The organism is Rhizobium sp. NLR10b (genome assembly GCF_019685435.1).
Lineage (GTDB): Bacteria > Pseudomonadota > Alphaproteobacteria > Rhizobiales > Rhizobiaceae > Rhizobium.
The window spans coordinates 1-24218 of sequence record NZ_JABDWV010000010.1; the positions used below are offsets into that span (position 1 = coordinate 1).

General features: G+C 60.4%; 20 protein-coding genes, 1 tRNA gene and 2 pseudogenes. 6 read left to right on the forward strand and 17 right to left on the reverse strand.

What is annotated here, in order from left to right; genetic code table 11:
- Positions 1-685: 685 nt before the first annotated feature.
- Both HJB91_RS17475 and ampC read right to left on the reverse strand, forming a co-directional pair.
- Positions 686-1666, reverse strand: coding sequence for an NAD-dependent epimerase/dehydratase family protein (locus HJB91_RS17475; protein ID WP_210630284.1), 981 nt, complete (start codon positions 1664-1666; stop codon positions 686-688).
- Positions 1667-2035: 369 nt separating this feature from the next.
- On the reverse strand, positions 2036-3190 hold the full coding sequence (gene ampC, locus HJB91_RS17480) for a class C beta-lactamase (RefSeq protein ID WP_221146918.1): 1155 nt from the start codon (positions 3188-3190) through the stop codon (positions 2036-2038).
- 124 nt (positions 3191-3314) lie between these two features.
- Between ampC and HJB91_RS17485 the strand changes: the two genes are divergently transcribed.
- Complete coding sequence (locus HJB91_RS17485) at positions 3315-4190, forward strand: LysR family transcriptional regulator (RefSeq protein WP_221146919.1); 876 nt, start codon at positions 3315-3317, stop codon at positions 4188-4190.
- 42 nt (positions 4191-4232) lie between these two features.
- On the opposite strand, the gene HJB91_RS17490 is transcribed toward HJB91_RS17485, so the two are convergent.
- Both HJB91_RS17490 and HJB91_RS17495 read right to left on the reverse strand, forming a co-directional pair.
- Complete coding sequence (locus tag HJB91_RS17490; RefSeq protein ID WP_221146920.1) at positions 4233-5225, reverse strand: sugar-binding protein; 993 nt, start codon at positions 5223-5225, stop codon at positions 4233-4235.
- Positions 5226-5271: 46 nt separating this feature from the next.
- Positions 5272-6252 carry an NAD(P)-dependent oxidoreductase gene (locus tag HJB91_RS17495; protein ID WP_210630291.1) on the reverse strand — a complete coding sequence of 327 codons (981 nt, stop codon included), beginning with the start codon at positions 6250-6252 and terminating at the stop codon, positions 5272-5274.
- Between the two features lie 243 nt (positions 6253-6495).
- Between HJB91_RS17495 and HJB91_RS17500 the strand changes: the two genes are divergently transcribed.
- Complete coding sequence (locus HJB91_RS17500; RefSeq protein ID WP_210631578.1) at positions 6496-7239, forward strand: ATP-binding cassette domain-containing protein; 744 nt, start codon at positions 6496-6498, stop codon at positions 7237-7239.
- 32 nt (positions 7240-7271) lie between these two features.
- A complete protein-coding gene (locus HJB91_RS17505) occupies positions 7272-8270 on the forward strand; it encodes an ABC transporter permease (RefSeq protein WP_085779084.1) in 999 nt (332 codons plus the stop codon).
- A gap of 91 nt (positions 8271-8361) precedes the next feature.
- Here HJB91_RS17505 and HJB91_RS17510 read toward each other — a convergent pair whose 3' ends face one another.
- The 4 genes from HJB91_RS17510 to HJB91_RS17525 all read right to left on the reverse strand — a co-directional run bounded on the left by HJB91_RS17510 (position 8362) and on the right by HJB91_RS17525 (position 10496).
- Positions 8362-8688 (reverse strand): GYD domain-containing protein, encoded by a 327-nt coding sequence (locus HJB91_RS17510; protein ID WP_210630292.1) that lies wholly within the window; start codon positions 8686-8688, stop codon positions 8362-8364.
- A 133-nt stretch (positions 8689-8821) separates the two neighbouring features.
- Positions 8822-9610, reverse strand: coding sequence for a DUF1236 domain-containing protein (locus HJB91_RS17515; RefSeq protein ID WP_210630294.1), 789 nt, complete (start codon positions 9608-9610; stop codon positions 8822-8824).
- 94 nt (positions 9611-9704) lie between these two features.
- Entirely contained in the window at positions 9705-10100 is a 396-nt protein-coding gene (locus HJB91_RS17520; protein WP_210630296.1) for a DUF1236 domain-containing protein, read from the reverse strand.
- 123 nt (positions 10101-10223) lie between these two features.
- Positions 10224-10496, reverse strand: a complete 273-nt coding sequence (locus tag HJB91_RS17525) for a BON domain-containing protein (protein WP_210630298.1) — start codon at positions 10494-10496, stop codon at positions 10224-10226.
- Between the two features lie 271 nt (positions 10497-10767).
- Here HJB91_RS17525 and HJB91_RS17530 point away from each other — a divergent pair, with 271 nt between their 5' ends.
- Complete coding sequence (locus HJB91_RS17530) at positions 10768-11055, forward strand: DUF982 domain-containing protein (protein WP_259665254.1); 288 nt, start codon at positions 10768-10770, stop codon at positions 11053-11055.
- Positions 11056-11593: 538 nt separating this feature from the next.
- On the opposite strand, the gene HJB91_RS17535 is transcribed toward HJB91_RS17530, so the two are convergent.
- The 3 genes and pseudogenes from HJB91_RS17535 to HJB91_RS30815 form a co-directional block, all read right to left on the reverse strand.
- Positions 11594-12961, reverse strand: a complete 1368-nt coding sequence (locus tag HJB91_RS17535; protein ID WP_221146921.1) for a DUF882 domain-containing protein — start codon at positions 12959-12961, stop codon at positions 11594-11596.
- Positions 12962-13089: 128 nt separating this feature from the next.
- A complete protein-coding gene (locus HJB91_RS17540) occupies positions 13090-15066 on the reverse strand; it encodes an acyltransferase family protein (RefSeq protein ID WP_221146922.1) in 1977 nt (658 codons plus the stop codon).
- Positions 15067-15826: 760 nt separating this feature from the next.
- Positions 15827-15940: pseudogene (locus HJB91_RS30815) on the reverse strand (thermonuclease family protein); the annotation flags it as partial.
- Positions 15941-15942: 2 nt separating this feature from the next.
- On the opposite strand from HJB91_RS30815, the pseudogene HJB91_RS30820 reads away from it, so the two are divergent.
- A pseudogene (locus tag HJB91_RS30820) lies at positions 15943-16146 on the forward strand (ATP-dependent DNA ligase); the annotation flags it as partial.
- A gap of 595 nt (positions 16147-16741) precedes the next feature.
- Here the strand turns inward: HJB91_RS30820 and HJB91_RS17545 are convergent.
- The 5 genes from HJB91_RS17545 to xylF form a co-directional block, all read right to left on the reverse strand.
- Positions 16742-17083: an NIPSNAP family protein gene (locus HJB91_RS17545; RefSeq protein WP_138393473.1), complete on the reverse strand. Its 342-nt coding sequence runs from the start codon at positions 17081-17083 to the stop codon at positions 16742-16744.
- 534 nt (positions 17084-17617) lie between these two features.
- Positions 17618-17694: transfer RNA gene (locus tag HJB91_RS17550), tRNA-Arg, on the reverse strand.
- A 202-nt stretch (positions 17695-17896) separates the two neighbouring features.
- A complete protein-coding gene (locus HJB91_RS17555; RefSeq protein WP_085738045.1) occupies positions 17897-18679 on the reverse strand; it encodes an ATP-binding cassette domain-containing protein in 783 nt (260 codons plus the stop codon).
- Between the two features lie 14 nt (positions 18680-18693).
- Positions 18694-20007, reverse strand: a complete 1314-nt coding sequence (locus HJB91_RS17560) for a sugar ABC transporter permease (protein ID WP_221124325.1) — start codon at positions 20005-20007, stop codon at positions 18694-18696.
- Between the two features lie 262 nt (positions 20008-20269).
- Positions 20270-21310 carry a D-xylose ABC transporter substrate-binding protein gene (gene xylF, locus HJB91_RS17565; protein WP_085860222.1) on the reverse strand — a complete coding sequence of 347 codons (1041 nt, stop codon included), beginning with the start codon at positions 21308-21310 and terminating at the stop codon, positions 20270-20272.
- Positions 21311-21583: 273 nt separating this feature from the next.
- Here xylF and HJB91_RS17570 point away from each other — a divergent pair, with 273 nt between their 5' ends.
- Positions 21584-22807: an ROK family protein gene (locus HJB91_RS17570; protein ID WP_210630306.1), complete on the forward strand. Its 1224-nt coding sequence runs from the start codon at positions 21584-21586 to the stop codon at positions 22805-22807.
- Between the two features lie 273 nt (positions 22808-23080).
- On the opposite strand, the gene iolG is transcribed toward HJB91_RS17570, so the two are convergent.
- The gene (gene iolG / locus HJB91_RS17575) at positions 23081-24073 is read right to left on the reverse strand and encodes an inositol 2-dehydrogenase (protein WP_221124311.1); all 993 of its coding nucleotides are present in this window, start codon (positions 24071-24073) and stop codon (positions 23081-23083) included.
- Positions 24074-24218: the final 145 nt, after the last annotated feature.

Consider the following 24218-nt stretch of genomic DNA (forward strand, 5'->3'; position numbering starts at 1 on the left):
TGGGGGCGATCAAACTCTAGCTCGGCCCGGCATTCGCAAGAACGTCGACCTGCCATTTCACGATCCGTCCCCCATCGCCGGAGAAGGATGGCCGTCCTCTCCGGCGCTTCTTTATCTCAACAAGAAGCGTGGAAATCATAAGACAAGCCTTTCCGGGTTAGATTGAAGCATTCTGCCGGAGCAGGTTTTCGTCAGGGCGAAGGCGATTGGTGACGGGCATACCCCAGGTACGTCCGAGCCAATCGCCTTTGATCCTGGCGGAAACATGCCCGGCCCACCGGCCGCACCGCTTCGCCGTGGGCGAAGCGACAAGTGCGTCCGGCGATTCCAAGGTCTTGCAGATTTGCCAAGCAAATCTGCGGGAGGGTTGGCTGAAACGGGCCGGCTGATCGACCGGCCGGCTTGGCCGTAGTGCTGGGCTACGACGCGCGCCGGCCGGTCGACCATCCGACTCCGTTTGAGCCAACAGAATGATTCAATCTAACCCGGAAAAGCTCTAGATAGTGAAGGGGTACCGGAAAATTCATATCCTTGAGATCAGACGGAATTGGTACTCGCATCCATACACTCTCGATCGCACCCTTGAGCCGTGCGCATCGAGCCTGAATCGAGATCGATCTTCGGAAGGCACGATGCGTCAGTTCGGAAAATCGGAGTAGCCTTCGTGCGTCCGAAAGCTGCCCGATTAGCGCCGCGCCGTTCGCAATTGCGATGACTGTTGGTCCGTCTTCAGTTTTTCCCTGAACCAGTCGAGCGTCAGAGCCACACCCTGTTCATAAGTGATCTTGCACGACCACTCGGGCATGACGTAGTTCGCATTGCTGAGGTCCGGCCGCCGGTTGGTGGGATCCTGCGGGGGGGAGGGCTCGAAGACGATCGGCGCGCCGCCGACGAGGCGGGAGACATATTGCGCGACCTCCAGAACCGAGATCTCGCGATCGTTGCCGACATTCAGGGGCCCCTTATAGTCGGTTTGGTTTATCCAGAAATATCGGGCGAAACCGTCGACGATATCGTCGACATAACCCCAGCTGCGGGACTGCAGACCGTCGCCGAATACGGTGATCGGCCGGCCCAAGAGCGCCTGGGTGATGAAGTTGGAGACCGCGCGCCCATCGTCGGCGCGGGTGCGGGGGCCATAAATGTTGAAGGGGCGGACGACCTTGACGTCGAGCCCCTGGGTGCGCTGCATTTCGAACAGCAGCGATTCCGTGCAGCGCTTGCTCTCGTCGTAGGACGAGCGTGGCCCGGTACAGTCGACCTGGCCTTTGTAGGATTCCGGCTGCGGCGAGACCAGCGGATCGCCATAGACTTCGGAAGACGAAGTAAAGCCGAAGCGACCGCCCTTCTTCAGAAGATCGAGAAGCCGCATTGCCCCGAGAAGATTGGCGGAAATCGTCCGCTTCGGCTCCTTCATATACCAGGGCGGCGACGCGGGAGAGGCAAGGTGGTAGATTTCGTCGAATTTATCGGAGGTCTGCAGGGTTTCGACGTCCGATTTCACGAAGTGGAAACGCGGGTCCTTGATGTGCTCTATGTTTTCGAAAAGTCCGGTCCAAAGATTGTCGACAACGACGAGTTTCTGAACGTCAGTCCTGAGCAGAAGTCGGTCACACAGATGAGATCCGATGAAACCAGCTCCGCCCGAAATCAATACAGTTTTCATTTGCATTGCTCCTGATGACTTCAAAAAGGTAATTGTCTATTAGCATTCCCTATAAGAACTGGCAATTACCTAGAGAAATTCTAAGAAATACTCGCGCGTTAATCTTAATTATTAATGTTCAGTACTTAAGGTAGCATCGACCTGTGTACTGCGGGCGAAGTTGCGGACTGTTGGACATGCTATAGCCGGCTCGACTACAGCATGTCCGTCAGTCGCAAAGAGTTCTCTATCATAAGGGCGCAGTCGCGCATCGGGCTAAGGTCCGACTCGAGACGAGCACTTGATTCAGAGCATTGCCCTCGCTGTGCTTCGCGGACGACGCGTAAACAGTCCGCTCCGCGTCCGTCACGCAGACTGCACCCTTTGCGATCAGTCGGCCGCAAGCGCGGTCAAAATCTGATAGGCGGCGGCCACCCGATCCTCATTGGGATAATTTTTATTGGCCAGGATGGCGATTCCGAGGCGTTCCTTGGGAATGAAGGCGACATAGGCGCCGAAGCCGTTGGTCGAGCCTGTCTTGTTGATCCAGACGTCGTCACGCGGTTTCATCGGTGGCCTGAACTCAGAGACCGGAATTGTCTTCAGCATCGCGGCCGAATTGCCCTCGAGCAGGCTCGCCAGGGTGGCGGGATAGGCATATTGCTCCCAGATCAGATCCTGGGTCATCGCCCCGACGCTGAAATATCCGGTATGGGTCCTGGCAATCGCCTGCTGCAGCGTTTGGTCGAGCTTGACCAGGCCCATATTGGCGCCGACGAAGCGGATCATGTCGCCGGCGGTCGATCTCACGCCATAGGCTTCGGAGGAGAGCAGGGCAGGGGTCAGCCGCGCCGGCTCGCCACTGCGCTTATAGCCTTGGGCATAATCGACCAGCCGCGACTTTGGCACCTTGATAAAGGTGTTCTTCAATCCGAGAGCGGCAAACAGTTTGCCCTCCATCAGGGCGGTGAAATCGCCGCCCATCGCCTTCGCCGTGATGTAGCCGAGCATGCCGATGCTTGGATTGGCGTAACTTCTCTGCGTCCCCGCCGCGTAAGAGGGCTCCCAGGCAGCGAAATAGGAAAGCAGCCGCTTTTCGGTGTTGACGTCGTCAGGCAGCTGCAGCGGAAATCCGCCAGCGGCATGGGTGGCGAGATTGATCAGCGCGACATCGCCGAACGGCTTGCCCTTCATCGCCGGCAGATATGTGCTCACCTTGCCGTCAAGCGAAAACCCGCCCTTCGCGTCAGCGTAAGATGCCAGCGTCGCAGTGAAAGTCTTGCTGATCGATCCGAGTTCGAACAGCGTCGTCGGCGCCACGGACCGGCCGGTCTCTTTCGACTCGACGCCATAGGTGAAGACATGCTGCTCTCCATCGATGGTGATGCCGACGGCAACGCCCGGGATGGCATTCTTCTCCATGACCGGCTTGATCGCGGCGTCGGCGATCGCCCTCACTTTCGCGGCATCGGCGGCAAAGCCGCTTGCGCAAGTGCATGTCGAGATCAAAGCGGCTGATAAAATTCTTACCCCAATAATATTCATATCGGTCATCCTCCAAAGGTCGGTCAACAGAGCGTGAAGCGCACTCAGGCCGCGTTTAAAGGCGCTGTTTTCCGATCACAAACGATGATATCTCGCGGGAGATAAAAGAAAATCTAGGGCTTACATGGTTCGTCCATTCCTTCCGCTGAACGGTCTCCGCGCCTTCGAAGCCTCCGCGCGACATCTGAGCTTCACCCGCGCCGCAATCGAGCTCTGCGTCACCCAGGCGGCCGTCAGCCAGCAGGTCAAGGGCCTGGAGAAGCGGTTGGGGGTGGCGCTGTTTCAGCGCCTTCCCCGCGGCTTGAAGATCACCGCGGAAGGCGAAGCGCTGCTGCCGACGGTCACCGCCTCCTTCGACCAGATGGCGACGACGCTCGGCAGGATCGAGGCAGGGCAGGTGCGCGAGCTGCTGTTCCTCGGCGTCGTCGGAACCTTCGCCGTCGGCTGGCTCCTGCCGCGGCTTGCGGATTTCCAGCGCCGGCATCCCTTCATCGATCTGCGCATTTCCACCAACAACAACCGCGTCGATCCGGCGGCGGAAGGGCTCGATTTCGCCATCCGCTTCGGCAGCGGCTCATGGCACGGCACGCAGGCTGAGCGCCTGTTCGAAGCGCCGTTTTCGCCTCTCTGCATCCCGAAACTGGCCGATGATCTCCAATCGCCGGCAGACCTTGCCGGAGTGACGCTGCTTCGCAGCTACCGCACGGATGAGTGGAGCACCTGGTTCCAGGCCGCGGGCGTGCCGCCGGCGGCCCAAGTCAATGCCGGCATCGTCTTCGATTCCTCCGTCGGCATGATGGAGGCGGCCCTGCAAGGGCTCGGCGTGGCGCTCGCCCCGCCCGCGATGTTTTCAAGGCACCTCTGCTCGGGCGCGATCGTTCAGCCTTTCGCCACCGCCATCTCGCTCGGAAACTATTGGCTGACGCGCCTGCAGTCGCGGCCGGTCACGCCGGCCATGCGCATTTTTTCCGACTGGATCTTTTCGGAAATCGAAGGGTAATGCAGGGGAGCGCCCACCGGAATGGGCGCTCCGATTAGGGCGTCATTTCTGGATGCAGGTGTCGACCGTATCCTTGGTGCACTCGTCAAGCCCGGTGAAGACCGGATCGTCGACCTTCTTGCCGGCGATGAGATCCATCATCACGGTCGGCGCCTTGTAGCCCATTTCGAAGGGCCGCTGGCCGACGAGCGCGGTCACGAGGCCCTCCTTGGCGATCGCCACTTCGTCGCCGATCGTGTCGGCGGCGCCGATGACGAATTCGTTCTTGCCGATCTTGTCGGCCATCGGCTTGAACAGGTCGCGATAGGGCTGCGGTGCGCCGAACAGCGGCCAACCGCCCATGATGCCGAAGGCATCGAGGTCGGGATTGGCGGCAAGGATGTCGGTCATCGCCTGCACGCCCTTGGCGCCGTCGTCATTGGTAAAGACCGGGCAGCCCGCCACCTCGGTCCAGCCGCCTTCGCCCTTCAGGGCGTCGAGCCCCTTCTTGCCGCTCAGCGTGTCACGCATGCCCTGGGCGCGGCGCAGGATGTTGTCGGCGCCGGGATTGCCCTCGATGGTGCAGATCTTGCCGCCCTTCGGCTTGGCCTTCTTGATATACTCGCCGATCTTGGCGCCCATCAGGTAGTTGTCGGTGCCGAGATAGGTCTTGCGCAGAGCCGAATCTTCGGCCGCCAGATCGGCGTCGAGCGTCATGACGGGCACGCTCGGATTGGCCGTCTTCAGCGTCTGGGCGATCAGCTTGGCGTTGGAGGGCGAGATGGCGATTGCCGCCGTATCGGCCTTGCCGAGCATATCCTGGACGATCTGCGCTTCGCCGGCCTCGTCCGAGGTCGATGCCGGGCCGGTATAGAAGCATTCATATTCGGCCGAGGCGTTTTCCTTGTTCCACTTCTGGCAACCCTGGTTGATCGCCTCGAAGAACGGATTGTCGAGGCCCTTGACGACGATGACCAGCTGCTTCTTGGCGGCCATGGCCTCACCGGCCGTGAACGCCAGGACTGCAGCAGCAGCCAGCAATAATGCCTTCCTCATAGCTTCCTCCCTTTTGAAATGGCGGACGCCTTCGCCCGCCCTGTTATCAACCGGGATACCAGACGATACGAGGCTCCTCCCTTGAACGCCGGTATTCCCAGGCTGAATCGATGAGCTTTTCCAGATCGTAGACGGGGCGCCAGTCCAAGAGGAACTTCGCCTTGCTGTTATCCATCCAGTTCGAGTGATATTCGCTCGGGATGTCGACCGAGCCGAGCCCGCGCGTGCGGGCGAGATAAGCGGCGACCTCGCCGTAATCGACCGGCCGGTCCATCGCGATGTTGAAAAGCTGCCCCACGGCGCGCGGATTGTCGATCGCCGCCAGGATCGCCGTGACAAGATCGTCGACATGGACGAAATTGCGCTTCAGCGGCCGCCCGTCGGCATCGCGCAGCAGCGGCACCGTGCCGGCGCGCGCATAACGTTCCGCATCGGCCGGCGGCACCAGGCTCTTCCAGTCCGGCCCGCCGAAGACATCGTCACCAAAAGAGAGGGTAAACTTGAAATCGTCCTTCTCCATGATCCAGGGAGCGCGCAGGCAGCAGCTGTTGATGCCGTATTGGATGGCGAACTGCTCGAGCATCACCTCTTCCAGCACCTTGGAGAGCGCGTAGCAGCCGGGATAGGCGCTATGCGGCGTCTTTTCGGTCACCGGTCCGTCATGGCGATAGAAGAAATGCCCGATGCCGGCATCGCCGCCGATCAGGATGAACTGCTTTGCCGTGGGGCTGGCGCGGAACGCCTCGAGCAGCCAGAACAGCCCCTTGACGGTGATGTCCATCACATCCGCGGGGATCTCCTTGCAGGTGGCGAGGTGCACGACATGGGTGACACCGTCCATCGCCGCTGCGACGACGTCGCTGTCGGCGATCGAACCCTTCACGACACTGACGCGGTCGGTTTCATCAAGCACGCGATTATGGCAAAGCGCGCGAATGCGTGCTTTGGAAAATCGCGGCTCGTCAAGCAGCCCAGTAATGAAGCGCCGCCCGACCTTGCCCGTAGCCCCGGTGACAAGGATCAGCATACCTCTCTCCCCAGCAACAGCTAATATGCGCGCGTTTCCCGCGTCAATCTGTATTTGTCGTACTAAATAGATTTTTGTGATGAGGGGCCGTTTTAGCGGACATTCGATTGACGATTCCTGGCGCTTTTGCATTAATGAACTCAATCGCTCTTCCGGGAGGAGATCGGCAAAAGCGATATCGCAGGCGTCTGACCGGCAACTGGCGGCGAAGGCAGACCTGCAGGTTCCGGGGAGGGTGGTCGGCTGGTTGCGGTTCTCGAACTCACCAATATTTCTAAGCACTTCGGCGCCATCCAGGCTGTCAATGACGTGTCGTTTACGCTCGAAGCCGGCCAGGTCGTCGGCCTGATGGGCGATAACGGCGCCGGAAAGAGCACGTTGGTCAAGATGATCGCCGGCAACTTCCGGCCGAGCGAGGGCACGATGCGCCTCGACGGCAAGGAGATCGTCATGCACCGGCCGGTCGAGGCGCGCCAGCACGGCATCGAGATCGTCCATCAGGATCTGGCGCTCTGCAACAATCTGACGGCCGCCGCCAACGTCTTCCTCGGCCGCGAGCTCAGCCGCGGCGTCGGCCCGTTCCGCATTCTCGATTACAAGACGATGTATCGGCGCGCCGGCGAGATCTTCAAGGAGCTGAAATCGGAAACCCGCCCGCGCGATCTCGTCAAACAGATGTCGGGCGGTCAGCGGCAGGCGGTGGCGATCGCCCGCACCATGCTGTCGGAGGCGAAGATCGTGCTGATGGACGAGCCGACGGCCGCCATCTCGGTTCGCCAGGTGGCCGAGGTCTTGAACCTGATCCGCGAGCTGCGCGATCGCGGCATTGCAGTCGTGCTGATCAGCCATCGCATGCCCGACGTGTTCACCGTCGCCGATCGGGTCATCGTCATGCGCCGCGGCCGGAAAGTCGCCGACAAACCGATTGCGGCGAGTTCGCCGGAGGAAGTGACGGGTCTCATAACAGGCGCCATCGAACAGGTTTGAGCGGCGCGGCACGGCAGAAAAGAAGGTCAGCAATGGCAGTTACCCTTGACCAGACGATTGCGCAGAGAGAGCGAAGCCGGCTTTCGGAGTTCGTCGGCAGCCAGACCTTCTGGGTGCTGATCGCCGTCATTCTCGCCTGCCTCTTCCTGTCCTTCGCCACCGATTCCTTCGCGACGGCGAAGAACCTCTACAACATCACCCGCAACGTCACCTTTGTCGCCATCATCGCGCTCGGCATGACGCTCGTCATCATCACCGGCGGCATCGACCTCTCCGTGGGCTCGGTGCTCTGCCTCTGCAGCATGGTGCTGGCGGTCACCATGCATGCCGGCTACGGCATCGAAATCGGCATCGCGGCCGCGATCGGCACGGCGCTTGTCGTCGGCGCCTTCAACGGCGTGATGATCGCCTATCTCGATTTCCCGCCCTTCGTGGTGACGCTCGGCATGCTGTCAGTGGCGCGCAGCCTCGCCATGGTCGCCTCCAACAACACCGTGGTTTTCCAGTTCGGTCCCGATCACGACAAGCTGCTGGCGCTCGGCGGCGGCGCCTGGTTCCTCGGCATTGCCAATCCCGTCCTTTACATGATCATCCTGGCGCTGCTCACCGGCTTCGTGCTGCGCTGGACGCGCTTCGGCCGCTATATCTTTGCCATTGGCGGCAATGAACACGCCGCAACGCTGACCGGGGTTCCCGTGCGCCGCATCAAGGTCGCCGTCTACATGATCTCGGCGCTGTCTGCCGGCATTGCCGGCATCGTCCAGACCGGCTGGCTCGGCGCCGTCACCACCAATATCGGCGCCGGCATGGAGCTGCAGGTCATCGCCGCCGCCGTCATCGGCGGCGCCAATCTCGCCGGCGGCGTCGGCACTGCCTTCGGCGCCCTGGTCGGCGCGGCGCTGATCGAAGTGATCCGCAACAGCCTCGGCCTGCTCGGCATCAACGCCTTCTGGCAGGGGACCTTTATCGGCGGCGCGATCGTGCTGGCGGTGCTGTTCGATCGCATCCGGAATTTCAGGCAGAGCGAGTAGGCTGCGATTCTTCGACAGCCGCCTGCGTAAACCATGAGCTGAAGCGCGAGCGGATCCGAAAGGTCTCGGCGCGCTTTGATGCTACCGCAACCTAGGCTGCCGGCGGGCGGTATCGGATCGACTTCGCTCTTTCCAGGGCCAGGATCGTATCCTCGACTTCGAGCAGCACGGTGGTCTCGATCGAGCTGAGCGCGCCGCCGGCGCCGATCGCAAGCGTGACGGCCGCCATCGATACGTTGTCAGGCGCCTCCCACAAATTCCATCCGTCATGCTCGCCAAAGGCGTACCAGAACCCATGGAGTTTGCCGCCCACGGATTCGATGTAGCTGCGTGCCGCCTCGCGGCGATCCTCAGGCTTTTCGATCATGCGCGCCCAGGTCTCGGGCGTGTAGCTGAAGCGTGTGAGATACATGGCCATGGTCTGCTTCCTCCGCCAGACCGACTGAGTAAACGCTTAAGCCAAGAGGAAGGCGAGTCACTCAATGTGCGTATCCAATGGAGGGTGCCGGGGGACGGCCCGGCGGCGAAGAGGGCGCCGCCGGGACCAGCTGTCAGGCCTCGATGATGTAGACAACCGTCAGAGCATTCGGATCGACGATAACGATCCGGCCATCCGCAAGGATGAAGAAGCGATAGCCTACATACTGCGGAACGATCTTGACGATGCGTGGGGGCAGTGGTTCAAGCCGGACTTTCTTCGGGATTTTCACCCCGACGGAGACCGTGAAGTCCACTTCCTTCACCGGCTTGACATGGACCTCCTTTACGACCGTTCGAATTTCGGTCTGCTGCTCGACCGAGATGTTGACGTTGGTTTTGGTGTTCGTCTGGTTGTTGGTCGTCGTGTTGTTGTTGACGTTGGTTTCGGACGAGCTCTTGTTTGTCATCGTCGCGTTCTGATCGCTCGGCTGCTTCGACGTATCGCCGCTCTGCGTGGTGGTGGTGCCGGATTTGGCGGCGGGCTTCTGTTCGGTCGTGGTGGCGCCGCTGGCGTCCGGCGATGCGGGCTTGGTTTCCGTCGAAGCCTTGCCCGAGGGGCTTCCACTCGTCGAACCGTTGTCGTTCGAAGGCTGTTCAGCGCTCTTTTTCATGTCGGAGCCCTGGCCGGATTTCTGTTGCGTCGTCTGGCCCTTGCCCTGCGGGCAGGCTCCGGAAGCATCGGGGGTGCAGTCGGTCTTGCCGGAGCCGGCCTGCGAACCGGAATCCGTGCTTTGAGAACCGGACTGGGTCTGGCCGCTGCTCTTGGTGGCGTCCTGCTGGGCCGCGGCCGGCAGTGTGGCAAGCGGCGACACGCTAAGCGACAGCACTGCCAGAAGCATGGTGAGATGGTTGCTTTTCATGATCAATCTCCGAAGTTCGAACGCGCGATGCCGCCTGCACCCTCATGTGTGACATGCGCGCCCTGATTGGAATGGCGGCTTTGCCGCCCAGGGGTCATTCGATGACCTGGATGACCGTCCGCGAGGAAGGTTCGACGATCACACGCTGATCGTTGACGATCGCGTATGCATATTTCGGATCATCGGGAATTGGCGTCACGACGACGGTCTCCGGCAGGGGTTGCCCGACGACAACCTTCTCCTTCGCCACGACGCGCTCAGCCGGGGCGGGAGCCTGCTCGACATAGGTCACCACCTTTGACGGCGGCGGATCGATGACGCTGCCTGCGACGCCGCCGACAATGCCCCCGACGGCGGCACCCACCGGGCCGCCGACGATGGCACCCGTCGCGGCGCCACCGACCGCACCTGTGACCGTCGACTGCTGCGCAAAGGCAGACGCCGATGCCAGCAGGATGCCAGCGGCAGTTGTTACTGCTTTGATATTCATTTATTGCTCCATTGATGCGGTTGGTTCCGCTGGAGTGCCAACCGGCTAATGGAGGAACGGTTCCGGAGTTAGGTCTTCAGGCCGGGGCTTTAGCCGACCTTGGTCCCAGCCGCCGACTCCTCGCTACTGCGTCGGGAAACGGCTCAGCATCCGGTCGTGGACATTCTCCTGGCCGACGATCATCGCCGCCAGCGAGATGGCTTTCTCGCGGTCGGCGGGCTTTGTAATATAGCCTTCCAGCAGCACGACGGGACCGAGCATCCTGACCTCGATAGCGCTGCTGTCGATGTCGGGATCAGCGGAAAGGGCTGCTTCGATTGTGGCGATGGTCGCTGCCGAACTGTGGCCTTGCGGACAGCGCTCTTCGTGGTTGTTGTTGTCAGGGCCGAACTTCATCTCCTCCTCCCGTTCCGCCCCTCCACGGACCTGCAGGTTACATGACTCTGTTATATGAACAGCAGGTGCCGCCCTTCCAGTCCGACTTAGGTCCGGCTTTTCCCCGGCATCACCTGCCTTAGATGCTTCCCGTCCGATTCAAGGGACATCTCAGGACGGTTTTGGTCTGTCGCGAAACACCGCCGAGACCTCCTGGCGAAGCGCCAACCTGCCGATCCAGGCCCCGCGTTTCAGGGGATAGGGAAGGCTTCTTGTGAGGGTAAAGCAACGAATGGCAATACAGACGGTCGGTATCGTGGACTGGCACACAAGCGAAGACTTCGCGCCTCTGATGCTTGTAATGGACGGTCAGGAAAAACACAGGCTGGTCCGGTCGCTCGGCGAGGTCGCCGGCGCGCTTATCGCCGCCTGGCCGACGGATGACGGCCGGGAATATATAGCGGCTGTAAAGACCTGCCTGGACGCGATCCAGGGCAATATTTCGCCCCATGTAGCGCGCGCCGCACTCATTCGCGCCGCGGAGGAAGCCGGAATACGGGTGATCGCGGTTGTTCACTGAGCCAGTGAGATGTTGCCTGAGGCGGCGGCATTTGTACGGCGGCATGAAATGGTGGGTCGGTGTCTTGAGGTATTGTGGATCGCACAGAGCATAGGGGTGCGCGCGGAGACAGGAGAGGCTCCCTCTGCGCGATCCGAAGCAAGAAACGCCCGCGGGCCGCAAGAGTTTCCGTACGGTGCCGTACGGAGCAAAGTACTTCTGCAAAATAAAGCCCCGCTGACTTGCGGGGCTGCAAAGAGTTGGAAAGGACAAATGCGAGGTCGACCGAGCGACGATCACATTCGCACTCCTAACGCACCGGTACTGAAGAAGTTCCTGCGACGCATGATCTATCAATACGGATCTTGAGCACTGGGCGATTGATGATATAGTTCAAACTTTGCGTTGAAACTTTTTGATCGCTCTGATCTGATCGCGAAGAGAGAGAAGAGCATCTCTGTTATTGCCGCGTCGCCATCAGCTCTCCGCCATTGTCCCTACAGCAACTGAGCAATTCTCTGACGCAAGCCTAGAAACGCCTTCTATCGTTTTCCAGTGGTCAACCCTCCGGGAGCGACGAAAACCGGCTGGCGTCGAACGGACCTGTGGCGGCGACCGGAACGGGATTCTCGTCTGAAGCCGCGACATGCGCTTCGCGATGAACCGTGCGGGGAGAAAGGCGAGGCGCGCTCAAGCCAAACGCCGCCCCGGGAGAATGCAGCGCCCATTGCATCAGCGCCGCTTCGGACGTCGATCCAAGGAAATCTGCTTCTTCCCAAGACGCGATCATCGGCAGGGAGGCGATCATGTCAGCGTCCTGCCTGGAGGTCTGCTGTGCGCCGACGACGGGATGGAAGCGCGCGTGAGCCGGCGATGCGGGCGGCCGTTTCTCCGGAAGGGCTGCAATCGGGCCGATCGAGGCAGTTTCCAGCCTGTCGTCCGCGCCCGCGTCCTGCGCAACGGCTGACGGGCGCATCGCCGGTATCGGAATCGGGAGAGATGAAAGATCCGAAGCAGAGCCTTTGTCATCCCGCTCGACCGCGCCGGTCTGCTGCGCGAGCGCATTCAAGGCCCGGCTCTTCGGCGCCGGCAGCAGCGCCGTCACCAGCTTGCCGTCCTTGGTGTCGCCGCTCGGCGTGCTCGACGCCGCCACGTCTTCGTCTTCTCCGGCGGTGCTGGCGATCTCGATCGCGGTGGCACTGACGCGCTTCCTGTAGTTTGCAACCGCCTGGTTATATCCCGGCAGCGGGCGGCCATCGGCCGGAAGATGCATCGTCTTCCCATTCGGGAATATGCGCGCGAGTTCCTGCCGGGACATGCGGGGCCAGGCCCGGACATTGCCGACGTCGAGATGCACGAAGGGCGATCCCGAGGTCGGATAATACCCGACACCGCCGACCTGCATCTGCATGGCAATGGCACGCAGCGTTGAAAGCTTCACGCCGGGAACGTAGAAATCCATCGCCTTGCCCAGCATGTGCTGGCTCTTCTTGGCGACTCCAGTGCTGCGCGAGCGATTGCGCAGCATGTTGTTGGTGGCAGGGGACCGATAGGCGGAGACGACGTGGATATAATCCTTGCCGCCGCTCTTCTTGTACACCTCCCAGACCAGGTCCAGCAGCCGCGGATCCATCCGCGTCGGCTCGTTCCTTCGCCAGTCGCGCAGAAACCGGTTGATCTGAGACAGGCCCTTGGGATCGAACTTTCCATCCCGCTTGTAGGTAATCGTGGCCCTTTCGCCCGTATGGGTAAAGAACAGCTTCAGCGCCCGATCTTCCGCTGAGGCGAGGGACGCAGAACCGATAAGTGCCGGCAGCGCAAATAGAGCCGGCAGAATGGTCTGCGATGCGAAGCGTTTGGCACGCGACAGGAGCGCGGCAATTCCGCCCAAGGCTTCACCCGATAAACCCTGTGAATACTTCAACACGAACAAACCCGTCCCACACCAAACACTCGGACGACGCGCGGGAACGCCGCATCCATCAGGCTCAGTAAAGCCAGTTTATGGTCAACAAATTCCTAACGATCAGTTGCGCAAGCTTGGCGTCTCACCGCTTAATTCGATGGAGAAGCGGAAGAGGTGGCGTTCGGCTGAGAACTTGCCGTTCGTTCGGCTTGGCTGGCGTGCGGCGGTACCAGGAAATCGAGCAGGCCGTCGCTGCGTAGATCGGCGGTTCTCTTTTCCAGAATGTCACCAATCAAGGTTGTCAGAAATTCTGCTGTCATATGGTTCCAGTCTGTGATGAACGGAACACCCTTGCTGCTGGTGAGGCATTTCTCCTTGTCGTAATCGCAGTGAAGCTTGACGATATCGACATAGGTGAACGCAAGATCGGAAGGGAACAACGGCAATTGCGCCAAAGGCTGGTTGGCCGGCGGATAGCTCGCTTCCCGCAGGCATATGGAGGCATCGGATTTTCTCTGAAACATCAGCCCCAGGCACGAGTGCGATTCGTCGAGCTGGAAATAGTTTCCGAAAACGAAAACGCGCGCGTTATCCGAGTGGCTTTTCATCCAGGAAATAAGCTCGAACCTGAACGCGTTGGCGGTGTACTCGAAAGGCCGAAGGCTCGTGAGGAAGATCGCTTTCGTTCGGCTGAGCAATGATTTGTCGTTGATATATTGTTCAAAGGGAATGCAGTATTTGTCGTAAATGCTGGCGCGAGAGGGGGCTTTGACATTATCGTTCTCGATCTCGACCATGCAGTTCAAATAGCTGAGGGCCACGACTTGATACCGGTCGGTATCGATGTAATTTTTCAGCGCAATCGACCAGTTTCTGGCGTGCGAGTCCCCAATGATGAAGATCACGGGTTTCTCAGCTTGAATGTTGTCGTTCAAGCTTAAAAACGTGCTTTCGAGCCGTGCTTCGTTCGCCTGCGCGAGAGGTGAATAGACGTCATCCAACCTGTGAGGAAAACCGGCCATCATGATTGCTGAAAGGACAGCAGCCGCGATGGTTGCAACGGATGAGCTTAAGGTGACCCAGAGAGCGCGGCTTCTCCTGCTGTGGCGAAGGGGCTTTTCGACGACGACAAAGCTGACGACTGAGACCAGGACCGTCACCGTGATGGCGAGAAACTTGTCGCTGTTGCCGAAATCCAAGCTCGTCAGCCGCCAGAAGGCGAAGACCGGATAATGCCACAAATATAAGGAGTAGGACACCAATCCGGTGAGCGCCGCAGGCCGAGAAGCCAACAGGCGCCCGATTGCGTTCTCGCGGCTGGCGAATGCGAGCACCAGACAGGTCCCGAGAACTGGAATCACAGTGACCCGGCCAGGATGAACCGTACCCTTTTCAAACAAGATGAGTGAACCAACAACGAGGATAAGCCCGGCCGCCGCGAGCAACGGCTGGGGGCGAGGCCGTCCACGCCGCACCTCGTAATAGGCGAGCAGTGTTCCGGCCAGCAGTTCCCAGGCCCGGGTGAGCGGCGAGTAGAAGGCCTGTTGCGGATCGTGCCGTACCGTGACGAAACAGAATACAAAGCTCAGGGCTGCCGCGACCAACACGCACGGCAAAAACCTGGATTTCAGGTATCGGCGCACGATCAGCAACAAGACCGGAAACCCAATATAAAATTGCTCTTCGACGCTCAACGACCAGGTGTGAAGAAAAGGCTTGAGAAGGGTATTGGGCTCCCCGTACTGCGCGGCGGTAAAATAAAAATAGATGTTCGATCCAAACAGGAGCGAAGAGCCTATGGAGTTCGCGTAGTCAGTGAGTTCCAACGGCAACAAAAAATAATAGGCGAAGGGCATCGTCGCGAAAATGACTGCGAACAATGCAGGCAGAATTCTTCGGGCACGCCGGGCATAGAATTTGAGGAAATCGATACGTCCCGTCGCTTCGATTTCTGTCAGCAAAATCCGGGAAATCAGGAAGCCGCTGATCACAAAAAACACATCGACGCCGATGTATCCACCCTGAAGCAACGTGTGGCCGGCAACCGTGAACTCGGCGTGATAGAGAATAACCGCTATCACCGATATGGCCCTTAGGCCGTCAATCTCTGGTCGGTAAACCTTCAAGCGTACTGCCTTCGATATCGAGAGGGTAACTCTGGTCGCGCGCATCAGTGGCGCTTTCGGGGCTGCCTAGCACAGAGATCTTGGCGGGAGAACAGTAGGGCCTGCTAAAAGGTTTGGGGGCGGGGTCGATTCCGACCTTAATTTTCTGCGCTGTTGTAGTTCAGCATTCCGGAACCCTCCTCAACGGACAATCAGAAGAAGCGACGCAACTGCTATCATCTTCGCACCAGACAGGATTGATTTCTGACGCGCCACTGAGGGCGCTCAGCCTTGCTGAGGAGGGTCGCGCGGAGCGTCGCTTGGGAGTGGACCGGAAAATTGCCTCCGCACGACCCAACTCTGGGTGGATCGCCGAGAGGAAGGCATTATGCGATCTGAAGTACTGGCTTTCTCCCGCGATCCGGTGAGTTAACCTGTATTGTCCAATGCGGTTCCGGTACGATGCTGGACAAACAGCGCCCCGCAGCTTAGCGGGGGTTGGCACAGTGGGGTTCTTTTGAAGGAATCGCGCACCTGGGCGCTGCAAATTACTTTGCACGAGCTCAGAAATTTTTCAAAAATATTACTTTTAACGGTTCTGCGTTCACAAATGAATTTTCAACCAGTGGGAATATTTTTCGATTTCGCACGAAAACACAAATTGACTTCTACTTGCAGTAATATCTCGTAACATTGAGGTGGGTGGGCTGCTCAGCGATCACTTTGCTATACCCCGAGCATTGTATCTCCTGTGCGTTGGGCGGCCATCCCCTATTCCACCTCAATCACACCAATCGTTGCGTCGCCTCGGGCTCCAGCTGCGAGCGAAGCCTTCCACAAGGAGCTTCTTCCCGATCTCTTCCCCATTCGTTCGATAGATGTTTACGAGGGAGCGGGGAGGGGATCATCGCCAAGGATCGGAACAGCACCTATCGGAGCGGCCGAGGCGGCGAGTGACTGAAGATCAAATGCATCCAGAGCGACAGCTTCGCGATCATTGGATATGAGAAGTCGACAGCCTCGTTCGGCGGCATCGGCAGGCTTCTGCTCGCCGCGCGCAAAGGAGGGCAGCTCGTCTATGTCCAGGCAATGAGAAATGGAACATGAACTGCCGCCACACATTATGTGCTTGCAGCTTGGCTCATTTCATCTTGAAGGAGATTTCACATGAATAACCTAATCTGGCTCGTCGGCGCCGTAGTCATCGTACTCGCTATCCTGAGCTTCTTCGGCTTCCGTTGAGAAAGAAGTGCGGCGGCTCAACTGCACCATCCATGAACGCAGGAGCACGCCGCTACGCCGGACGAAGAACCCGACCGGCGCAGCATCTTATATGGGGAGCATTAGCAGTGACTTAAATGCCTGCTGTCCGACTCTCTGTGGGATCGAGGCTGTTCCGTCGAACTCGGGAGCCTCAAATGTCCACGGTTGGCGGCGCGCTCAAACAGAAATGGCGCTAGAAGGCATGATGACTAAGCTCGCTAGGCCGCTCCCGTACGGCTCGATGAAGGTAGAGGTGTAAGTAGACTGCTTAGCTGTCATCATTTCGCACGTAGGTGCTCGCCATAATACGGTTTAGGCACTTCCATCAACATCGCATGATCGGCAAATCAGCTCGCGAACTATCTGCGATCCGGCTGGCGGCGTCTTCAGGGAGGGTGACGGTGTCGCGCGTGGTCATGGCCGGCCGTAACCGTTATTCCGACGGGTTGGAGAAGCCGCGGTAGAAGCGTGTCGGCTTCAGCAGCGAACTGGTGATGTTGGCGACGATCGCCCCATCCGCCTCGCTCTTCGCCTTCGCTTCCTGCCACTCACGATCAGCGATGAATTCGGCCCATTTCTGCTCGCGCTCCGCCAGCGACCGCCATTCGAGCAGATAGGTCAGATCGTTGCTGGAAGAACCGATCATCGTCGTCCAGAAGCCGAGTGAGCGGATGCCGAGGCGTTCCCAGATCGCCAGCGTCGCGGTCTCGAAACGCTGCTGTAGTGCCGGCAGCCTCTCCGGCAAACATGTATAGATGCGCAATTCGTGGATCATTGTATGCTCCTCATGCGGGATGCCCTTTGGAGCGTCCTCAAACCGCTCTCGGAAATGAAGGGTAGTTTACGAAATTCCGTAAGGCAATCAATGGTTCCGCGGTGCCCCTCAGATCCGCGATTTAAGAGATTTGGCTGAACCGCTCAGATCGTAAGTGTCGTCATCTTCCATGTCAGCGATGTCGTCAGCCAACACTTCAGCTGCTCGGATAGAATGGCAGCCAGATTGTCGAGAGGCATGGCAAGGTCAGGGTCGCTGCCATTGGCATCAAGGCAAATCCGCCGCAAGGAGCAGTTAAATGCACATAACTCGCATCGAAAGAACAACTGCCGGGCCGGACGATTTTGGCGGCGACGTTATCTTTTGTTTTCGTGTGACAACCTCGTGCCAGGTTGCGCCAAAGATCTCGCCCCGCCACAGCTAAACGGCGAAGTGAGGCATGAGAGATGTGGACAAGGCTATTGGAGCTTGATTCCTATATGCTTCCTGCAGCTTTTCGCCGCTGATGCAAATCCCGAAAATGCCTGAAAAAATTGGCGCACCCGACAGGATTCGAACCTGTGACCTTTGGAATCGGAATCCAACACTCTATCCAGCTGAGCTACGGGTGCATGCCGAAGGCGGTTTGAATCGCCTGTCCGATGGGTGGTTCTTAGCCTAGCTTGCGGCCGGCTTCAATCGCGAAATTCTCGGAAATACCGATGCTTGCAATTTGGCGGGCGTTTTTATCCGTCAGCCTGCGGAATGCCACATAAAAACTCCGCCGGCCTTGTGGGCGGCGGAGCTTGGTTGTCTAGGGCGGGGCGCCGGCGGTCAGATCTGCATGGCGCCGGGGCCGGGGATGGCTTTCGGCGGCACCTTGCCGAGGATGATCATGCCGAGCACCTCGTCCTTGGTCACGTCCTCGGTGCGGGCGTGGCCCACCACCTGGCCGTTCTTCATCACCGAAACGCGGTCGGCGAGGTCGAAGACATCGTGGATGTCGTGGCTGATGAGGAAGATGCCGATGCCTTCCTTCTTCAGCTGCTTGATCAGCTCGCCCACCTGCGCCGTCTCCTGCGGGCCGAGGGCCGCCGTCGGCTCGTCCATGATCAGGATGCGGGCGTTGAAGAGGATGGCGCGGGCGATCGCCACCGATTGCCGCTGGCCGCCCGAAAGCGCCTTCACCGGCTCCTTGAAGCGCTTGAAGTTGGGGTTCAAGCGCCCCATCACCTCGCGCGCCGAGGCTTCCATCGCCACGTCGTCGAGCGTGCCCCAGCGGGTCTTCAGTTCACGGCCGAGATAGAGGTTGGCGGCGGCGTCGACATTGTCTGCCACAGCAAGCGTCTGGTAGATCGTCTCGATGCCGTATTTCTTGGCATCGCGCGGGTTGCGGATCTCGGCCGGCTCGCCATTGATCAGGATCTCGCCGCCATCGCGCTTGTAGGCGCCGGAGAGGATCTTGATCAGCGTCGATTTGCCGGCGCCGTTATGGCCGAGGAGGGCCACCACTTCGCCGGGGTAGAGATCGACCGAGGCGTTGTCCACGGCGTGGATGCCGCCGAAGGAGATCGAGATGTTTTTCAGTTCCACGAGGGGAGTGCGTTGATCAGCCATATCTGGAGCTCCTCTCACTTGGCACGGGCGCGGTAGACGGTGTCGAGCCAGACCGCCACGACAAGGACGGTGCCGACGACGACGCTCTGCAGCGGTGTGTCGACATGCGCCAGCACCATGCCGGATTGCAGAGACTGCATGACGAGCGCGCCGAGCATGGCGCCGGCGATGGTGCCGGTGCCGCCTGCGAGCGACGTCCCGCCGATAACGGCGGCGGCGATGGTGTAGAGCTCGTCGAGCGTGCCCTGCGAGTTGGTCGCGGCGTTGAGGCGGGCGGTGGAAATCGCCGCCGCAATGGCTGCGAGTACGCCCATCAGCGCGAAGATGCGCACCGTTACCCAGCGGGTCTTGATGCCGGCAAGTTCGGCCGCCTCGGGGTTGCCGCCAATCGCGAAGACATAGCGCCCGAAGCGCAGGCGGGTGGCGATGAAGGTCATGATGATGCCGACGACGATGGCGATCAGCACCGGCACGGCGATGCCGTAGGGAATATCGAGGCCGGTTTCCGGCCAGGGGATATTGTTGGTCTCGGCATATTTCTTGGCGATATTGATCGGCCAGTAATAGCTGTTGGCGATCGAGACGGCGCCGAGGATCAGCACGCAGCTCAAGGTCGCGAGAAAATATTCCGCCCAGATCGGCCGGCGCGGAAAGCCGAAGCGGCGGCGCTGATGGCGCGAGCCGATGATGCTGGCGATGACGAAGAGGCAGGCGGCGATGCCGACGACCCAGCTCCAGGTCGCGCCGATCGAGCCCTCGGCGCCGCCGCCCATGATGCGGAAGGTCTGGTCCATGGGGGCAACCGTCTGGCCGCTGGTGACGAGCCAGGTCGCGCCGCGCCAGACGAGCAGGCCGCCGAGGGTGACGATGAAGGAGGGAACGTTGAGGAAGGCGATGATCATGCCCTGGAAGGTGCCGATCAGGCCGCCGGCAATGATGCCGATGAGCAGCGTGACCACCCAGGTGAAAGGGCTGTCGAAGCCAAGATATTCGGGCAGGATCTTCGCCTGCGTCACACCCATGATCATGCCGCAGAGGCCGAGCACGGAGCCGACCGAAAGGTCGATGTTGCGGGTGACGATGATCAGCACCATGCCCGTCGTCATGATCGCGATGTCGGTCGTCTGGACCGAGAGGTTCCAGAGATTGCGCGGGGTCAGGAACAGGCCGCCGGTGATGATGTGGAAACCGATCCAGATGATCACGAGCGCGCCGATCATGCCGAGCAGGCGCGTGTCGATCTCGGTGGCGCGGAAGAAGCGGCTTACCGGATTGGCTTCCGCCGTTCGCGGCCCGCTTGAGGTCGTTGATTTTACCATTTCGGCCATGGGTTTGCCGTTCCCCCATTCTTGTTTGGACGGCTGCGCCAGCATGCGAGAGGCTGCGAAAGGCGTCATTCGTCTGTCTTCAACTGACCATCGCGATGCTTCCGGAAGCCGGTCGCGTGGCGTCGCGACGCTCTTCCGCCAGGGAATGCAAGTCTGCGATGGTGCGGCGAGGCGGAGAAAACTTCGTCGTTGGAATTCCCGTCCGCATCCGGCGCCGCAACGGTATCCGCTGCGGCGCCGGTTATTCTAATTCAAAGCTGGCCTATTTGCAGGCAGCAACCGTGCCGGCTTTGACGCCCTGGCAGGCTTCAGCCTTGGAAATCCAGCCGGCGTCGATGACGACGTTCAGATTGTCCTTGGTGATGGCAAGCGGCTTCAGGAAGACAGACTGCATTTCCACGCCCTTCGGCCCGCCCTTGAAGGCCTGGGCGCCGTCGATCTTGCTCATATCCTTGCCGCCCGCGAGGTCGAGAGCGATTTCAGCGGCGCGCTTGCCGAGTTCGCGGCTGTCCTTCCAGACGGAAACCGTCTGCGTGCCGAGCGCGATGCGGTTCAGCGCCGCCTTGTCGCCGTCCTGGCCGGACACCGGAACGGAGCCGGCGAGGCCCTGGGCGTCGAGCGCTGCGATCGCGCCGCCGGCCGTGCCGTCATTGGAGGCGACGACAGCGTCAACCTTGTTGTTGTTGGCGGTCAGGAACTGCTCCATGTTGCGCTGAGCATTCTCCGGCAGCCAGCCGTCGGTATAGGCTTCGCCGACATTCTTGATCTTGCCGGCGTCGATCGCAGCCTTCAGCACTTCCTGCTGGCCCGAGAACAGGAAGTCGGCGTTCGGGTCGGAAGAAGAGCCCTTGATGAAGACGTAGTTGCCTTCCGGCTTGGCTTTGAAGACGCCCTCGGCCTGCAGGCGGCCGACTTCCTTGTTGTCGAAGGTGATGTAGAAGGCAGCCGGGTTTTCGATCAGCCGGTCGTAGCCGACGACCGGGATGCCTTCGGCCGCGGCCTTTTCGATCGCCGGGCCGATGGCGTCGGAATCCTGGGCAAGGATGATCAGCGCATTGGCGCCCTGCGAGATCAGCGATTCGACGTCGGTGAGCTGCTTGGCGGCCGAGGACTGCGCGTCAGCGGAAATATATTTGGCGCCCTTGGCTTCGAGAGCCTTCTTGATGGCGGCTTCGTCGGTCTTCCAGCGCTCTTCCTGGAAATTCGACCAGGAAACGCCGACGACGAGATCGGCAGCCATGGCGGCAGTATGCACGGAAACGAGAATGGCAGCGCCTGCCATCAGTTTCATAATAGACTTCATAAGTGTCCTCCCGAGTGAGTTGCGACCGGCCCAGCCCATGCTTCCTCCGGCCACCGCGAAAGCTGTCGAGATTTTTTTCTCGACAGTCGAGAAATTAACTGTCAGAGATTTTTTCAACTGTCAACTCTGCATCGCCGGCTTAATTCGCTTGCGCAAAAGCGACCGGAGATGCAGGGGAAGGTGAGGGCGGATGAAGAGCATGATGCCGAAAACCGTAAGCGGTTTTCAGGCGGCGTCATGGTCTCACGAAAGCAGGAGGAGAGGGCGGCATCCATGCTGACCAAGTCGAGCACGGAGCTGGTCCGGCAGAGAAACAGCGTGCTCGTGCTGTCCGTGCTGCGGCGCCACGGCGCGCTCGCCCATACCGAAATATCCGATTTCACCGGCCTTTCCTCGGCCACCATCTCGGCGATAACAGCCGATCTGGAACGCGCCCAGATCATCGAAAAGTCCGAGCAGCAGGCGGCAAGCGGCCGCGGCCGGCCGCGCGTGCTGTTGCGCCAGCGGCGCGATTGCGGCTATCTGATCGTCGTCATCATCTCCTCGGATGCCGTGCAATATTCGCTGGTGGATTATGCAGGCAAGCTGATCGACCGCTTCAGCGAGGAGCGTTCGCATGATCCGGCGGGTGCCGTCCGCTTCGTCGCCCGGGTGCAGGCCGGGCTTTCGCGCATTCTCGATCGCTCCCGGATCTCCCAGGACAAGGTGCTGCTGATCTCGATCAGTTCCAAGGGCCTCGTCCATTCCGCCGAGCCGGTTCTTCTGTGGTCGCCGATCTTCGGCAGTGACCAGATCGATTTCGCATCGGCGCTGCGACCGGACTGGCAGGCCAAGGTCATCCTCGACAACGAGACGCTGCTCGTCGCCGCCGCGCTCGGCGCCCGCGAGGAGATCGCCAAGGGCACCGATTTCCGTTCGCTCGCGGCACTCTCGCTCGGCCACAGCATCGGACTCGGAATCGTCCGGCGCGGCGGCCAGACCGGCCAGGAGATCTCCGCTCCCAATTTTGGCCACATGCTGCACATGGCGGGTGGCGGTCTCTGCCGCTGCGGCACCCGCGGCTGCATCGAAGCCTATGCCGGTTTCTACGCCATCCTGCGCAGCGCCTTCGAAGTGCCGCTCGATACGATCCCGGCCAAATTCGTGCCCGTCGCCGAACTCGACAAGATCGCCGCCCGCGCCCGCCAGGGCCACCGAACCTCGGCGTTCGCTTTCCGCCAGGCCGGGCTGGCGCTCGGCAACGGTCTGTCGCGCATGCTGAGCCTCACCGAACGCATGCCGATCGCCATCACCGGCCCCGGCACCCGCTACTATGACCTGCTGCGCCAGGGCATCGAAGAGGGCCTCGGCCAGTCGCATATCGTGCGCATGGAAGGCATGCCGGAGATCCGCGTCGTCGCCGACGAACCCATCCTCGTCTTCGAGGGCCACCTCAACCGGGCGCTCTCGGTGATCGACCAGGATATTGTGCTGTCGGGGGGGCAGGGGGCGGATTAGGGAGAGATCCTGGCGGCGCTTCGGCGTTGATGGCTGCCCCTCACCCTAACCTTCTCCCCGTAATAACGGGGCGAGGGGACTTGCCCTGCGAGAGGTAGCGAGGGACGGAGAGGCCGCGGCATATTCCCTTCGCCCCGTTATGGCAGCAGCCGGATGAGGGGCAGCCCCGTCACAAGTCGGCCAGCCCTGACACAAGGCCGAGCACAGCCAAACGCAAAACGGCCGGGCAGAGCCCGGCCATCTCATGCACGACTTCCGGTCGGGAGAGGACCGTCAGCCGATCTTGATCAGCTTGCCTTCCTTGACCGACTGGACGGCGGCGTCTGCGAGCGCCAGCGCTGCCAGGCCATCGTCGCCGGAGGGGGCAAACTTCGTGCCCTTCTCGATCGCCGCGATGAAGGCGGCGATCTCGTTGGCATAGGCTTCGGTGTAGCGGGTCATGAAGAAATCATGCAGCGGCGGGCGGGTGTAACCGTCGCCGTTTGCCACCTCGATCGAGACCGGGCGCTGGTTTTCGGCTGCCGCCATGCCCTTGGAACCGTGCACTTCGATGCGCTGGTCATAGCCATAGGTGGCGCGGCGGGAGTTGGAGATGATGGCCTGCTTGCCCGAAGCGGTCTGCAGGATCACCGAGACGCTGTCATAATCGCCGGCTTCGCCGATCGCCTTGTCGACGAGCACGGCGGCGGTCGCCAGCACCGAGACCGGCTCTTCGCCGAGCAGGAAGCGGGCCATATCGAAATCGTGGATCGTCATGTCACGGAAGATGCCGCCCGAGCGCTTGATATAGTCGACCGGCGGGGCGCCGGGATCACGCGAGGTGATCGTCACCATCTCGACATCGCCGATCTTGCCGTCGTCGATGACCTTGCGCACCGCCATGAAATGCGGGTCGAAGCGGCGGTTGAAGCCGACCATCAGCTTGGCGCCGGTCGCTTCCACCACCTTGATGCAGGCCTTGACGCGGGCGACGTCGAGATCAATCGGCTTTTCGCAGAAGATCGCCTTGCCGGCGCGGGCGAAGCGCTCGATCAGGTCGGCATGGGTGTCGGTCGGCGTGCAGATGACGACGGCGTCGATATCCTTTGCCGCCTCGATTGCCTCGATGGTGCGGACTTCGCAGCCATAGGCAGAAGCGATTGCTTCCGCCGCCTGCGGAAAGGCGTCCGCGACCGCAACCAGCGTCGCATTGGCGTCGCCGCTGACGGCCTTGGCGTGGACCTTGCCGATGCGGCCGGCGCCGAGAAGACCAAATCTTACAGTCATTTCAATCTCCCTTGAATTCGGAACAAATAAACCGAATTACCATAAATCTGGAATTTTCATTCCATCATCTGCGCGTCGCGTCAAGCCCGCGACTCTTTCACATTTGCAAGATTCCAACTAAAGGACAGTGCGACAAAATGCGACC

Excerpts from the sequence above, each read along its gene's own strand:
- HJB91_RS17475 (WP_210630284.1), bottom strand. The coding sequence starts at position 1,666 with ATGAAAACTGTATTGATTTCGGGCGGAGCTGGTTTCATCGGATCTCAT.
- ampC (WP_221146918.1), bottom strand. The coding sequence starts at position 3,190 with ATGAATATTATTGGGGTAAGAATTTTATCAGCCGCTTTGATCTCGACA.
- HJB91_RS17485 (WP_221146919.1), top strand. The coding sequence starts at position 3,315 with ATGGTTCGTCCATTCCTTCCGCTGAACGGTCTCCGCGCCTTCGAAGCC.
- HJB91_RS17490 (WP_221146920.1), bottom strand. The coding sequence starts at position 5,225 with ATGAGGAAGGCATTATTGCTGGCTGCTGCTGCAGTCCTGGCGTTCACG.
- HJB91_RS17495 (WP_210630291.1), bottom strand. The coding sequence starts at position 6,252 with ATGCTGATCCTTGTCACCGGGGCTACGGGCAAGGTCGGGCGGCGCTTC.
- HJB91_RS17505 (WP_085779084.1), top strand. The coding sequence starts at position 7,272 with ATGGCAGTTACCCTTGACCAGACGATTGCGCAGAGAGAGCGAAGCCGG.
- HJB91_RS17510 (WP_210630292.1), bottom strand. The coding sequence starts at position 8,688 with ATGGCCATGTATCTCACACGCTTCAGCTACACGCCCGAGACCTGGGCG.
- HJB91_RS17515 (WP_210630294.1), bottom strand. The coding sequence starts at position 9,610 with ATGAAAAGCAACCATCTCACCATGCTTCTGGCAGTGCTGTCGCTTAGC.
- HJB91_RS17520 (WP_210630296.1), bottom strand. The coding sequence starts at position 10,100 with ATGAATATCAAAGCAGTAACAACTGCCGCTGGCATCCTGCTGGCATCG.
- HJB91_RS17525 (WP_210630298.1), bottom strand. The coding sequence starts at position 10,496 with ATGAAGTTCGGCCCTGACAACAACAACCACGAAGAGCGCTGTCCGCAA.
- HJB91_RS17530 (WP_259665254.1), top strand. The coding sequence starts at position 10,768 with ATGGCAATACAGACGGTCGGTATCGTGGACTGGCACACAAGCGAAGAC.
- HJB91_RS17545 (WP_138393473.1), bottom strand. The coding sequence starts at position 17,083 with ATGATCCACGAATTGCGCATCTATACATGTTTGCCGGAGAGGCTGCCG.
- HJB91_RS17555 (WP_085738045.1), bottom strand. The coding sequence starts at position 18,679 with ATGGCTGATCAACGCACTCCCCTCGTGGAACTGAAAAACATCTCGATC.
- HJB91_RS17560 (WP_221124325.1), bottom strand. The coding sequence starts at position 20,007 with ATGGCCGAAATGGTAAAATCAACGACCTCAAGCGGGCCGCGAACGGCG.
- xylF (WP_085860222.1), bottom strand. The coding sequence starts at position 21,310 with ATGAAGTCTATTATGAAACTGATGGCAGGCGCTGCCATTCTCGTTTCC.
- HJB91_RS17570 (WP_210630306.1), top strand. The coding sequence starts at position 21,584 with ATGCTGACCAAGTCGAGCACGGAGCTGGTCCGGCAGAGAAACAGCGTG.
- iolG (WP_221124311.1), bottom strand. The coding sequence starts at position 24,073 with ATGACTGTAAGATTTGGTCTTCTCGGCGCCGGCCGCATCGGCAAGGTC.